Origin of the sequence: Streptomyces sp. NPDC102259 (assembly GCF_044766465.1) — a bacterium.
Taxonomy (GTDB): domain Bacteria; phylum Actinomycetota; class Actinomycetes; order Streptomycetales; family Streptomycetaceae; genus Streptomyces.
The window spans coordinates 169,279-182,426 of sequence record NZ_JBIWMA010000014.1; the positions used below are offsets into that span (position 1 = coordinate 169,279).

10 protein-coding genes are annotated in these 13,148 nt (G+C 70.4%); 8 read left to right on the forward strand and 2 right to left on the reverse strand.

The window, feature by feature from the left end; translation table 11 throughout:
* Positions 1-49 precede the first annotated feature (49 nt).
* Genes ACIRPU_RS28945 through ACIRPU_RS28960 form a run of 4 tightly spaced genes read left to right on the forward strand, consistent with a single transcriptional unit; the run spans position 50 to position 4,431 of the window.
* Positions 50-1,114: a substrate-binding domain-containing protein gene (locus ACIRPU_RS28945; protein WP_403872363.1), complete on the forward strand. Its 1,065-nt coding sequence runs from the start codon at positions 50-52 to the stop codon at positions 1,112-1,114.
* Between the two features lie 14 nt (positions 1,115-1,128).
* The gene (locus tag ACIRPU_RS28950; protein ID WP_403872365.1) at positions 1,129-2,310 is read left to right on the forward strand and encodes a toxic anion resistance protein; all 1,182 of its coding nucleotides are present in this window, start codon (positions 1,129-1,131) and stop codon (positions 2,308-2,310) included.
* A complete protein-coding gene (locus ACIRPU_RS28955) occupies positions 2,307-3,842 on the forward strand; it encodes a substrate-binding domain-containing protein (protein ID WP_403872367.1) in 1,536 nt (511 codons plus the stop codon). The genes ACIRPU_RS28950 and ACIRPU_RS28955 overlap by 4 nt, the downstream gene beginning before the upstream one ends.
* On the forward strand, positions 3,829-4,431 hold the full coding sequence (locus tag ACIRPU_RS28960) for a hypothetical protein (protein ID WP_403872369.1): 603 nt from the start codon (positions 3,829-3,831) through the stop codon (positions 4,429-4,431). The genes ACIRPU_RS28955 and ACIRPU_RS28960 overlap by 14 nt, the downstream gene beginning before the upstream one ends.
* Before the next feature lie 244 nt (positions 4,432-4,675).
* Here ACIRPU_RS28960 and ACIRPU_RS28965 read toward each other — a convergent pair whose 3' ends face one another.
* Positions 4,676-6,499: a phosphoenolpyruvate carboxykinase (GTP) gene (locus tag ACIRPU_RS28965; protein WP_403872371.1), complete on the reverse strand. Its 1,824-nt coding sequence runs from the start codon at positions 6,497-6,499 to the stop codon at positions 4,676-4,678.
* A 325-nt stretch (positions 6,500-6,824) separates the two neighbouring features.
* On the opposite strand from ACIRPU_RS28965, the gene ACIRPU_RS28970 reads away from it, so the two are divergent.
* The 4 genes from ACIRPU_RS28970 (at position 6,825) to ACIRPU_RS28985 (ending at position 10,729) form a co-directional block, all read left to right on the forward strand.
* Complete coding sequence (locus ACIRPU_RS28970; RefSeq protein WP_355706643.1) at positions 6,825-7,538, forward strand: hemolysin III family protein; 714 nt, start codon at positions 6,825-6,827, stop codon at positions 7,536-7,538.
* Positions 7,539-7,674: 136 nt separating this feature from the next.
* On the forward strand, positions 7,675-9,330 hold the full coding sequence (locus tag ACIRPU_RS28975; protein ID WP_403872373.1) for a DHA2 family efflux MFS transporter permease subunit: 1,656 nt from the start codon (positions 7,675-7,677) through the stop codon (positions 9,328-9,330).
* 4 nt (positions 9,331-9,334) lie between these two features.
* Positions 9,335-9,970 (forward strand): TetR family transcriptional regulator, encoded by a 636-nt coding sequence (locus ACIRPU_RS28980; protein ID WP_355706641.1) that lies wholly within the window; start codon positions 9,335-9,337, stop codon positions 9,968-9,970.
* Positions 9,971-10,003: 33 nt separating this feature from the next.
* Entirely contained in the window at positions 10,004-10,729 is a 726-nt protein-coding gene (locus tag ACIRPU_RS28985; protein WP_403872375.1) for a Mut7-C RNAse domain-containing protein, read from the forward strand.
* A 4-nt stretch (positions 10,730-10,733) separates the two neighbouring features.
* Here ACIRPU_RS28985 and ACIRPU_RS28990 read toward each other — a convergent pair whose 3' ends face one another.
* Entirely contained in the window at positions 10,734-13,142 is a 2,409-nt protein-coding gene (locus ACIRPU_RS28990; protein WP_403872439.1) for a galactose oxidase-like domain-containing protein, read from the reverse strand.
* Positions 13,143-13,148 lie beyond the last annotated feature (6 nt).

The following is a 13,148-nucleotide window of genomic DNA, read 5'->3' on the forward strand; positions in this document are numbered from 1 at the left end:
TTCACCCGGACCACCCGGGAACGTGGGGTTCCGCGAGCACGCTCCGCATGTGAGACGAATCGCAGGAATCGTCCTCGCGGTACTGCTGATGACGGGTGTGGTGGTCGCCGTCGTCGCGGGCCGCAGTGATGAGGACAAGGGCACGGCAACGAAGACCGTGCGCATGGTGATCGGGTCGGAGAAGGCGGAGTTCTTCGCTGATCCGGACGTGGTGAAGGCCCTCGCCGCCAAGGGCTACACCGTCGAGGCCGAGACCTCCGGGTCCTGGGCCATGGAGGGGCTCGACCTCGAGGGGTACGACCTCGCCTTCCCCTCCAGCCAGGCGCCCGCCACCGAGCTGGCCGCGAAGTACAAGGTGCGGGGGACCCTCCCGCGCCCCTTCTACTCGCCCCTCGTCGTCGTGGCGCACAAGAACGCCGCCGGGGTGCTCGCGGGCAACGGCCTGGCCACGCTGGACGCCGAACACCGCGGCACCTTGAAGATGGCCGCCTACCTCGACGCGGCCCGCGCCGACCGGACCTGGCAGCAGCTCAAGGGCGCCGAGAAGTACGGGGAGTTGACCGGCACCCTCTATCTGTCCAGCACCGACCCGGAGACCTCCAGCTCGGGCGCCCTCTACCTGGCCGCCGCGTCCTACGTGGCCAACGGCGGCAAGGTGGTCGCGAGCGACGCGGAGATCGAGCGCACGGCGCCCCTCCTGCACAAGCTGGTCAGCGTCCAGGGCGCCCAGCAGTCCAGCACGGACGCGGCCTTCCGGGACTTCGTCAGCGGCGCCGGCAACCCGCTCGTCCTCGTCTACGAGTCGCAGGTCGCCTCGCTCCTGGCGGACCGGCAGCAGCCGGACGACCTGGTGGTGCTCTACCCGGACACCACCGTCAACAGCGACCACACCGCCGTACCGCTCACCGAGAACGGCAGCGCTCTCGCCGGGCTCCTGGCGGCCGACCCGCAGTTGCGCAGGCTGGAGATCCGGCACGGGTTCCGGCCGCAGGGCGTCGCCGCCGAGTTCGCCTCGGCCACCACCTACCTCAAGCAGGAACTGACCGGCGTCCGCCAGGCGCCCGTGCCCACCTCCACGGTGCTGCACGAGCTGGCGCGACGGGCGCGCGGATAGGGGGAACACAGCACATGTCCGATGACACCTCCACCTCCACCTTCACCCTCACGCCGCCCGAGGCCGTCGCCGCCGTGCCGCGCGAGAAGGCCGGCGGGCTCGTGCCCGTCGACGACTCGGTCCGCACGGACATGGCCACGAAGGCCGCCGCGTACGTCGAAGGCCTCGCCGCGCTGGACGCCCGCTCGCCCGAGTTCGCCGGCAAGGTCGGCGAGATCACCGCGCTCGGCGCCGGTGAGATGCGCACGGCCGCCGCGCAGTCCAACCGCATGCTGGAGCGGACCATCCGGAGCCTGCCGGACAAGGGCGGGGACGCCCAGTCGCAGGTCGCGGGTTCGCTCGTCGAACTCCGGCGGGTGGTCGAGGACCTGGACCCGCGTGATCTGCCGGCCTCCAAGGGGCGCAGGCTCCTCTCCCGGCTGCCCGGCGGCAACAAACTGCGCGACCACGTCGCCAAGTACGCCTCCGCGCAGGGCACGCTCAACCGGATCGTGGGCTCGCTGCGCGGCGGCCAAGACGAACTGCGGCGCGACAACGCCGCGTTGCAGACCGAACGCGTCCGGCTGTGGGAGACGATGGGCAAGCTCCAGGAGTACGTGGTCCTGACCGACGCCCTGGACGCGGCGGTCGGGCAGCGCGTCGCCGACGCCGAGGCCACCGAGCCCGAACGGGCCGACAGCCTGCGCGCCGACGTCCTCTTCCCGGTCCGGCAGAAACACCAGGACCTGCTCACCCAGCTCGCGGTCTGCGCGCAGGGATACCTCGCCATGGACGTGGTGCGCCGCAACAACGACGAGCTGATCAAGGGCGTCGACCGGGCCGCCACGACCACGGTGTCGGCCCTGCGCATCTCCGTGATGCTGGCCTCCGCGCTGGACCACCAGAAGAAGGTCATCGAGCAGGTCGACGCGCTGCGCGGCACCACCGAGGAACTGATCCGGGGCAACGCGGAGATGCTGGCGACGCAGAGCGGGGAGATCCAGCGCATCGCCGCCGACCCGGCGGTCGGCGCCGAGACCCTGCGCGCCGCCTTCCAGCAGATCTACCGCACCCTCGACGCCATCGACACCTACAAGGTGCAGGCGACCGAGGCGATGGCGGTGACCGTGGAGAACCTGACGGCCGAGCTCCAGCAGGCGAGCACCTATCTGGACCGCAGCCGCTCGCGGGGCGCCCTGGAAGGCGGGCTCGCATGAGACGTCCCCTCCTCGCCCTGACGGCCCTCGCCCTGCTGCTGACCGCCTGCTCGGCGCAGAGCGACGCCGCGGACCCCGACGCGCCCGAGCCGGGCACCCTGCGGATCCTCGCCTCCAGCGAGCTGAGCGACATGGCGCCGGTGCTCGAGCAGGTCCGCAAGGACACCGGCGTCAAGGTCCGGCCGACCTACATGGGCACCCTGGACGCCGTGAACCTGCTGGCGAAGGGCGGCACCGACGGGAAGTACGACGCCCTGTGGCTGTCCTCCGACGACTATCTGCGGCTGCGCCCCGACGCGGCGAAGAAGGTCGTCTCGGAGACGCCGATCATGTCGAGCCCGGTGGCCCTGGGCGTGAGGACCGGCACGCTCGCCACCCTCGGCTGGAAGGCCGACCAGGTCACCTGGACGCAGATCGAGCAGGCGGTCCGGAGCGGGAGACTCACCTACGGCATGACCGACCCGGCCCGCTCCAACTCCGGCTTCGCCACGCTGATCTCGGTCGCCTCGGCGCTCTCGGGAGCCCAGTCGGCGCTCACCGACGCGGACGTCACGAAGGCGACGCCGAAGCTGAAGGAGTTCTTCAAGGGGCAGCAGCTGACCTCGGGGTCGTCGGGCTGGCTGGCGAGCGCGTACACCCGGCGCGGTGACGTCGACGCGCTGCTCAACTACGAGTCCGTGCTGAAGGGCATCCCCGGGCTGACCGTGATCCGCCCCACGGACGGCGTCGTCACCGCCGACTACCCGCTCTCCTCCCTCGCCGCGACCGACGCGACGACCCGCGCGAACGTCAAGCGGGTCGCCGAAGCCCTGCGCACGGATGCCGTCCAGCGGCTGATCACCACCCGGACGCACCGCCGCCCGGTCGTCGCCTCGGTACCGCCCGCGGCCGGCCTCGACACCACCCGCCGGCGCGAACTGCCCTTCCCCGGCAGCCGATCCGTCGCCGACGGACTGCTCGACGCCTACGAGAACGAGCTGCGCCGCCCGTCGCGGACCGTGTACGTCCTCGACACCTCCGGCTCGATGGAGGGCGACCGGCTGAGCCGGCTGAAGGACGCCCTCGCCGACCTCACCGGTGACTTCCGCGACCGCGAGGAGGTGACGCTGATGCCGTTCGGGTCGGACGTGAAGAGCGTCGCCACGCATGTCGTCAGTCCCGCCGACCCGCAGACCGGACTGGCCGCGATCCGCCAGGACACCAAAAAGCTCACGGCCGACGGCGAGACCGCGATCTACACCTCGCTGGAGAAGGCCTACGACCACCTGGGCACCGACCGGGACGCCTTCACGTCCATCGTGCTGATGACGGACGGCGAGAACACCAAGGGCGACGACGCCGACGACTTCGACGCCTTCTACCGGGACGACCTCACCCCGGCGGGGAAACGGATCCCCGTCTTCCCCATCCTGTTCGGCGACTCCGACCGCGCGGAACTGGAGCACATCGCCGAGTTGACCGGCGGCCGGCTCTTCGACGCGCGGCACGGCTCGCTGGACGGCGCCTTCGAGGAGATCCGTGGCTACCAGTAGGTTCGTCGGGTACCTGGAGTCCCGCAAGAACATCGCGGGCAGCGCGGCCGGGCTGGCCGGACTGGTCCTGACCTTCATGGGAGCGGCGGGCGCGTACTGGCCCGTCGTGGTGGTCGGTCTGTACGGCGCGGGCGCGCTGATCGCCCCGCCGGAGCGGCCGCCGCTGCCCGACTTCCCGGATCCCTCGGCCCAGCTGGACGCGTTGCGCGACGACTTCGAGCGGCTCGGCGGGTATCTCGCGGAGATCGACCTGCCCCCGGCCGCCGCCGGGCGGCTCACCGAACTCACCGGCCTGCTGGCCGCGCTGCTGGAGTCCGGCTGGGTCGCCGAGGTCCTCGCCCAGGACCCGGAGGGCGTCCACGCCCTCTCCCGGGCCGTACGGCAGGACCTGCCCGAGGCCGTCGACAGCTTCGTACGGACCCGCTGGTGGACGCGGATGACGCCCGGCCAGGAACCACCGGAACGGCATCTGGAACGCCAGCTGGCCCTGCTCCAGGACGAGGCGGAGCGGCTGGCGGCGGGGCTGCGGGAGACCGAGGCCAGACGCCAGGAAACCCACACCCGCTACTTGGAAGACCGCTCGCCGTAGTCCAGGGGTGCGGGGAACTGCGCGACCGGCCACGACGAGCCCGCACCAGCCCGCACCCGTGAACCCGTGAACCACAAAAGCGAAGGTCTGTCATCTGCACCCCGTCGGGGCGGACGGGGAGCAGACGACAGACCCAGAGCCGCGTACGCCGTTGTACGCGGCCTCGCCGCATCGCACCGCGGCCGGCCGTGACGATCACTGGTCAGGGCTCATCCATGCCGGCCGCGGAGTCTTTCGGTGGGCGTCAGCCCAGGCGCTGCACCAGCGCGCGGTACTCGTCCCACAGTTCCTTCGGGGTGTGGTCGCCGAAGGTGTTGAGGTGCTCGGGGACCAGGGCGGCCTCCTCGCGCCAGACCTCCTTGTCCACGGTGAGGAGGAACTCCAGGTCGGAGTCGGCCAGGTCGAGGCCCTTGGTGTCGAGGGCGTCCTTGGTCGGCAGGATGCCGATCGGGGTCTCGACGCCCTCGGCCTTGCCGTCCAGGCGCTCCACGATCCACTTCAGGACGCGGCTGTTCTCGCCGAAGCCGGGCCAGACGAACTTGCCCGCCTCGTTCTTGCGGAACCAGTTGACGTAGTAGATCTTCGGGAGCTTCGCCTGGTCCTTGCCCTTGGCGACGTCGACCCAGTGCCCCATGTAGTCGCCCATGTTGTAGCCGCAGAACGGCAGCATGGCGAAGGGGTCGCGGCGCAGCTCGCCGACCTTGCCCTCGGCGGCGGCGGTCTTCTCGGAGGCCACGTTGGCGCCGAGGAAGACGCCGTGGTTCCAGTCGAAGGACTCCGTCACCAGCGGGACCGCGGAGGCGCGTCGGCCGCCGAAGAGGATCGCCGAGATCGGCACGCCCCTGGGGTCCTCCCACTCGGGCGCGATGATCGGGCACTGGGCGGCGGGGACGGTGAAGCGGGCGTTGGGGTGGGCGGCGGGGGTGCCGGACTCCGGCGTCCAGTCGTTGCCCTTCCAGTCGGTGAGGTGGGCGGGAGTCTCCTCCGTCATGCCCTCCCACCAGATGTCGTTGTCGTCGGTGAGGGCGACGTTGGTGAAGACCGAGTTGCCCCAGAGCGTCTTCATCGCGTTGGCGTTGGTGTGCTCACCGGTGCCGGGCGCCACGCCGAAGAAGCCGGCCTCGGGGTTGATGGCGTACAGGCGGCCGTCCTCGCCGAAGCGCATCCAGGCGATGTCGTCGCCGATGGTCTCGACGGTCCAGCCGGAGACGGTGGGCTCCAGCATGGCGAGGTTGGTCTTGCCGCAGGCGCTCGGGAACGCGGCGGCGACGTACTTCGACTCGCCCTGCGGCGGGGTCAGTTTGAGGATCAGCATGTGCTCGGCGAGCCAGCCCTCGTCGCGGGCCATGACGGACGCGATGCGCAGGGCGTAGCACTTCTTGCCGAGCAGGGCGTTGCCGCCGTAGCCGGAGCCGTAGGACCAGATCTCGCGGCTCTCGGGGAAGTGCGAGATGTACTTGGTGCTGTTGCAGGGCCACGGGACGTCCGCCTCGCCCTCGGCCAGCGGCGCTCCGAGCGTGTGCACGGCACGCACGAAGAACCCGTCGGTGCCGAGTTCGTCCAGCACCGGCTGTCCCATGCGGGTCATGGTGCGCATGGACACGGCGACGTAGGCGGAGTCGGTGATCTCGACGCCGATCGCGGAGAGGTCGGAGCCCAGCGGGCCCATGCAGAAGGGGACGACGTACATGGTGCGGCCGCGCATGGAGCCGCGGAACAGCCCCTTCTCCCCCGAGAAGATCTCCCGCATCTCGGCGGGCGCCTTCCAGTGGTTGGTGGGGCCGGCGTCCTTCTCCTGCTCGGAGCAGATGAAGGTGCGGTCCTCGACGCGGGCGACATCGGTGGGGTCGGAGGCTGCGTAGTAGGAGTTCGGGCGCTGGACCGGGTCGAGCCTCTTGAAGGTGCCCTTCTCGACGAGCTCGTCGCACAGTCGCTCGTACTCGGCCTCGGATCCGTCACACCAGACCACGTTGTCCGGCTGCGTCAGTTCGGCGATCTCGTTCACCCAGGAGACGAGTTCCTGGTGGTGGGTGGGGATGACGGGGGGAGCCGCGATGTCGCGCGCCACGATTGCTCCTAAATGAGGGATTTTTTGTTTGGAGGCCCCGTGGGGGCTGCGACCCGGATGCTTCGGATGATGACCTTGGCGCTCATCCGGTGTCGACCGCACTCATTTGATCATCCGATGCTACCGCCCATATGTCCATAGGGCCTCACAGGTGAGCGGAGTGAGGATGGCCACGTGTAGACGCGACGTTTTGCGTCCACATGACGTTCAGGCGACAGCCCTTTGACCCGGCCCGGCCCGGCCCCCGTGAGATGCTGGCCACTCTTCGCCCTTCGGCACGCCGGGCTGATCCGCAACTTACGGTTCCGTAGGTACGATTCGGCGCATGACTGCGCCCGTCCCCGACGCGCCAACGGACACGCCGGCCGCCGGCCTTGGTCCCGTCGCGCTCTCCCTGCCGCATCCGGTCAAGCCCAAGCTCCGCGGCTGGCTGCATCTCGGAATGTTTCCGGCCGCCCTCATCGCGGGCCTCGTGCTCACCGCCCTCGCCGACTCCACCCGCGGCCGCATCGCCTGCGGCATCTACGCCCTCACCGCATGCCTGCTGTTCGGCGTGAGCGCGCTCTACCACCGGGGCGACTGGAACGCCCGCATGGACGGCATCCTGCGCAGACTCGACCACGCGAACATCTTCCTGATCATCGCGGGCACCTACACGCCGCTCACCCTGCTGCTCCTGCCGGAGTCGAAGGGGCAGTGGCTGCTGTGGAGCATCTGGGCCGCGGCGGTCGCGGGCATCGCCTTCCGGGTCTTCTGGGTCGGCGCCCCGCGCTGGCTCTACACCCCCTGCTACATCGCGATGGGCTGGGCGGCCGTCTTCTTCCTGCCCGACTTCATGCGCGCGGGCGGCATCGCCGTGATGGTCCTGGTCATCGTCGGCGGGCTCCTCTACAGCGCGGGCGGCGTGATCTACGGCATCAAGCGCCCCAACCCGTCACCGCGCTGGTTCGGCTTCCACGAGGTCTTCCACTCCCTGACCCTCGCCGCCTTCGTCGTGCACTACGTCGGCATCTCCCTGGTCGCGTACCAGCACGGATAACCTCACTTTTCCGCCTTCTTCCGGCCACGACTCCCAAGCCGTGGCCCTTTTTTGTGTACCGGCTCATGCACCGGTTCGCATGCCGGGGGAGCCTGACGATTGACACACACCATCTTTTGAGAGCTACTCTCATTTCATGGCTACTGTCACGAACTCTGCCGCGGTGGGGTCCGACCCACGCCGCTGGTGGGCCCTGGGGGCCCTGGTCGCGAGCATGCTCACGCTCGGCTTCGACACGACGATCCTCAATGTGGCGCTCCCGACGATGGCGGAGCAGCTCGGCGCCAGCACCGGTCAGCAGCAGTGGATGGCGGACGCCTACGTCGTCGTCTTCGCGGCCCTGATGCTCCCGGCCGGCCTGCTGGGCGACCGCTTCGGCCGACGGAACATGCTGATCACCGGGCTGGGGATCTTCCTCGCCGGCTCACTGGTCGGCACCCTGGCCGGGGACGTGAACGCGGTGATCGCCGCCCGCGCCGTGATGGGTGTCGGGGCCGCGCTGGTCACGCCGCTCGCGCTGTCGGTGCTGCCCTCGCTGTTCGCGCCCGAAGAGCGCACCAAGGCCGTCGGCATCGTCTCGGCCGGCTCGACGCTGGGCCTGCCGCTCGGGCCGATCATCGGCGGCTGGCTGCTCAACCACTTCTGGTGGGGCTCGGTCTTCCTCATCAACATCCCGATGGCCGCCATCGGCATCGCCGCCTGCGTCTTCCTGCTGCCGGAGACCCGCGACCCGGCCTCCCCCAAGGTCGACGCCCTCTCCACCGCGCTCACCGCGGCCGGCCTCGGCGCGCTCATCTACGCGATCATCGAGGCGCCCACCCGGGGCTGGGGCGACCCGCTGGTCCTCGCGATGGACGCCACGGCCGTCGTGCTGATCACCGCGTTGGTCCTGCGCGAACGCCGGGTCGAGCGGCCCATGCTCGACATGGGGCTGCTCGCCCACCGCGGGTTCCTGTTCAACACGCTCGCGGCGACCCTCCTCATGTTCGTGCTGTCCGGCCTGCTGTTCGTCCTGCCGCAGTACCTCCAGGCCGTCCTCGGCAACGACGCCCTCGGCACCGGTGTGCGACTGCTGCCGATGATGGGCGGTCTGATCGTCGCCTCGCGGGCCGCGCAGCCCGTCGTGGTCCGGTTCGGGGCGCGGGCGGTGGTGAGCGCGGGCCTGGTGGTGCTGGCGTTCGCCATGCTGCTGGGCAGCCGTACGACGATCGACTCCGGGTACGGCTTCACCGCGCTGTGGCTGTCGATCGTCGGGTTCGGGTTCGGCTTCTCGATCGTGCCCGCCATGGCCGGCGCCCTGGGCACCCTGCCCACCGACCGCGCCGGCAGCGGATCCGGCCTGCTGATGACCCTGCGCCAGGTCGGCGCCGCCATCGGCATCGCGCTGCTCGGCAGCCTGCTCGCGAGCACCTTCCGCGACCGTCTCGACGTCACCGGTCTGCCCGCCGGGGTCGCCGACACCGCCGGGGAGTCGGTGGTCGCGGCCCATGTGATCGCCGAGAAGGCGAACCTGACCGATCTCGCCGCCTCCGCGAACTCCGCCTACGTCCACGGCATGAGCCTGGTGATGCTGGTGTGCGGCATCGCCGCCCTGGCCTCCGCGCTGCTGGCGGCCGCGTTCCTGCCGGGAACCGCACGCGTGGACGAGGTGGAGGAGATCGATGTCGTGGACGCGGGAACCGTGGACGCGGGAGCCGAGGACTCCGGAACCGAGGTCTCCGGAACTGAGGTCTCCGCAGCCGAGGACGCCGGTCCCGACTTGGTCACCCCCACGGCCGATGCCCGACAATGAGCCCATGACGGCCGCACGCATCAGCTCTCCCGCCGACCACTCCCCACCCCAGCCGGGTCTCCGGGAGCGCAAGAAGATCAAGACCCGCGAGGCGATCCGCACCGCCACCTACGCGCTGGTCGGGGAACAGGGGTACGACGCCACGACGATCGACCAGATCGCCGAGCGCGCCGAGGTGTCGCCGTCGACCGTCTTCCGCTACTTCCCGACCAAGGAAGACATCATCCTCACCGATGAGCAGGACCCGATCCTGCTTGCGGAACTGCGGTCCCGGCCCGCCGACGAGCCGCTGGCGGACACCATGCGGTACGTGATGCGGGAGGGCGCCCGCCGGGGCTTCGACGAGGACCCGGAAGTGGCCCGGATGCGCACCCATCTGATGGTCCAGGTCCCGGCGGTGCGCTCGCGGATGATGGAGAGCATGTCGGTCGTCGGCCGCATGCTCTGCGTCGCGATCGGCGAGCGCACCGGCCGCGACCCCGACAGCCTGGAGGTCCGCGTCTACACGATGTCCCTGCTCGGCGGCCTGATGGAGACCGCCCTGTACTGGGGCGAGCACGGCCACGAGGACGACTTCGGCGCCCTCCTGGACCGCACGCTGGAGGTGCTGGAACACGGCCTGAGCAAGGAAAACCGCTGAGCCCCCGCCCCTCCCCCGTGCCATCCTGACCAGGTGAACGCACTCGAGATCCGCGTCGAAGTCGCCCCGGAGCTGGCCCTGTTCGTCCCGCCCACGCGGCGCGCGGGACCCACCGCGCTCGCCGTCGACGGCGTCGCCACCCTCGGCCATGTCGTCGAGTCGCTCGGGGTGCCCCTCACGGAGGTCGGCACCCTGCTCGTCGACGGCCGTGCGGTACCGGTCTCGCACATCCCGGCCGCCGGCGAGTCGGTGACCGTCCGCCCGGTGGCCCGCCCGCAGCGGATCCCGGGAGCGCCGCTGCGCTTCCTCCTCGACGTCCACCTCGGCACCCTGGCCCGCCGGCTGCGCCTGCTCGGCGTGGACACGGCGTACGAGTCGACCGACATCGGCGACCCGGCGCTCGCCACCCGCTCGGCGGCCGAACAGCGCGTCATGCTCAGCCGGGACCGGGGCCTGCTGCGGCGGCGCGAGCTGTGGGCGGGCGCGTACGTCTACAGCACCGACCCCGAGGAGCAGCTCCGCGACGTCCTCGACCGGTTCGCGCCCGAACTGCTTCCCTGGACGAGGTGCACCGCCTGCAACGGAATGCTGCGCAAGGCCACCAAGGAGGAGGTGGCCGACCAGCTGCGGCACGGCACGCGGCAGTCGTACGACGTGTTCGCGCAGTGCCTGTCCTGCGGGCGCGCGTACTGGAAGGGCGCGCACCACGAGCAGCTGGTGGCCATCGTGGAACGCGCCCTGGCGGAGTTCACGGGCTGAGGCCCTAGTTCTTGCGCAGATCGCCCTTTCCGCAGGCGAGGCCGTCGCGGTCGGGGTCGAGCCTCAGCGGGTCGTCCTCGCCGTTGACCTTCAGCCGGCCGTAGTCGTTGGCCCTGAGCCAGGAGCAGCGGGCGGCCGTCGTCTTCTTCACCGTCGCCGGGAACGCCGTCGGCACGCACACGTTGATCGAGCCGTAGTGCCGGTCGCAGCCGGAGACGGTCGGGCCGACCGCTTGCGAGGTCCGCTTCCTGCCGGGGCCGGTGACCTTGCCGGTCAGATCGTCGGCGAAGGAGTGGACGTGCGGTGCGGCCTCGGTGCCGGAGGACACCGAGAACGTCGACGCGGAGTCGGCGCTCAGCGCGGCCGGGCCCTGGAGGTGCACCCACTTCGCCACCGACGGCACCCCGTTCGCGTCCACCGCGAAGAGCATGTACCAGCCGGGCGGCGCCAGATCGGGGTTGCTCGTCACATTGAGGTCGACGTTGTTGCCGTCGACCGACAGCGGGAGGTCCACGAAGCGCTGGTTCGGGTCGGAGGAGTGGGTCACCGCCGCCGGGCGGATCAGCTCCGCCTTGGCGATGGGCCGGTCCACCGTGACGCGCTGGGTGTCGCCGTACGTCCACTCCGTGTCGATGACCGACGTGATCGTCGGCCGGGTGCCCTTGAGCAGGTAGGGCGGGGTGTAGATCGACACGTTGTGGTTCCAGGTGCCGTTGCCCGGGTTGTCGCCGGTGGACATCACCCGGCCGTCGGGCAGCAGGAACGAGGAGGAGTGGTAGCCGCGGGCCTGCGGGTCGGCGGCGACGGGATCGAAGGTGTTCGTGCCGGGGTCGTAGAGCGACGACTCGAAGACCGGGTCGGCCCGGTTGTGCAGCGCGCCGCCGGTCTCCAGCACCTTGCCGTCGGGCAGCAGCACGGCGGACACGTACATCTTGCCCTGGGCGCCGGTCTCGGGCACGGGCCCGTTGCCGAGGTCGACGGTGCCCTGGGGGAGCGGCGGTCCGGCGACGTACGACGGGTTCGCGGCCTTCAGGTCGATGATGTCGGTGAGCCGGTTGCCGTCCGGGTTGGAGTCGATGTTGCCGCCGCCGAGGGTGAGGACCCGCTGGTCCTGCGCCGGAGGCAGCAGCACGCTCGCCGACTGGTCGCGCTGGTCCTTGTTCTGGAGGCCGGGGATCTGGGTGACCGTGTTGGCGTCGTAGTCGTAGACCGCCGCACCCGTGCCGGGGATGTTGTTGCCGAAGACGTGGCTGCCCGAGTAGAAGAGGCGGCCGTCCTGCATGAGGATCATCGACGGGTACAGGCCCCAGTACGACCAGGTCTGGTTGACCTTCCACAGCGGCTGCCACCGCTGCTCGGCCTGCGAGAACAGCTCGGCCGTCACCGATCCGGTCGAGTCCTCGCGCAGCCCGCCGAAGGACAGCACGTCGCCGTTGCCCATGACGGTGGCCGACGGATACCAGTGGCCGTCGTTCATGTCGTTGGTCCTGCTGTACGTCTCGGTGACGGGATCGAAGACGTACGACTCCTTGAACCCCTCGTAGCCGTGCCCGCCCACCACCGGATAGGCCTTGTTGCCGCTCATCACGAGGACGCGCCCGTCCTGGAGCTGCACGTGCCCGGCGCAGAACATGTCCTTCGGCGTGGGGACGACCTTGTAGCTGCCGGTCGCCGGGTCGTACACCGCCGACGTGAACGTGCCCGCGTCGAACTGCTGCTCGCTGTTGCCGGAGCCGGCGATGAGCAGCACCTTGCCGTTGTTGAGGACGACGGAGTGCATGGAGCGCACCGGGTTCTGTGTGGGGAGCACGTCCCACCTGCCGTTGGCGCACTGGTCGGCGGTGCCGGTGCAGGTCGCGGGCGGGAGGACGTCCGGGACCTGGTCCATCGTGTAGTCGTCGGTGGTCACCGAGCCGGTCCCGTAGACGGAGACGCCCCAGGTGATGCGGTCGGTGCCGGCCGGCACCGCGGGGGTGCGGACGGTGGCCCGGGTGTACGCGGACGCCATGTCCAGCGTCTTGAGGTCCGTCCAGTACTGCCAGCCCGCCGTCGCGTCGTGCCGGAAGAGGGTGACGGAGGTGTCGGGCGTCGTCGACTTGTACCAGAGCGACAGGTCGTACTGCTTGCCGACGGTCACCGCGGGCGCGCACGCCGCCGACTCGGTGATCAGCGCCTTGCGGTCGCCGTCGACCCGGCGGGTCAGCGTCACCTTCATCGCCTTGGCGCCGGTGTGCGCGTCCGAGGTGTGCGCGAAGGCGAAGTCGTTGTCGCCCCAGCCGGACTTCTCCCAGCAGGCCGGCATGCCGTCCGTACCGGACGTCTCGAAACCGGCGTTCTGAACGAGGTTGGCGGCGGACGCGGGCTGCGGCCCGGCCAGCAACAGGCCTCCGGTGAGGCCCGTCACCGCGAGCATCGCGAC

Coding starts and splice junctions, on each gene's coding strand:
- ACIRPU_RS28950 (WP_403872365.1), top strand. CDS start 1,129: ATGTCCGATGACACCTCCACCTCCACCTTCACCCTCACGCCGCCCGAG.
- ACIRPU_RS28975 (WP_403872373.1), top strand. CDS start 7,675: ATGGCTACTGTCACGAACTCTGCCGCGGTGGGGTCCGACCCACGCCGC.
- ACIRPU_RS28980 (WP_355706641.1), top strand. CDS start 9,335: ATGACGGCCGCACGCATCAGCTCTCCCGCCGACCACTCCCCACCCCAG.
- ACIRPU_RS28970 (WP_355706643.1), top strand. CDS start 6,825: ATGACTGCGCCCGTCCCCGACGCGCCAACGGACACGCCGGCCGCCGGC.
- ACIRPU_RS28955 (WP_403872367.1), top strand. CDS start 2,307: ATGAGACGTCCCCTCCTCGCCCTGACGGCCCTCGCCCTGCTGCTGACC.
- ACIRPU_RS28990 (WP_403872439.1), bottom strand. CDS start 13,142: ATGCTCGCGGTGACGGGCCTCACCGGAGGCCTGTTGCTGGCCGGGCCG.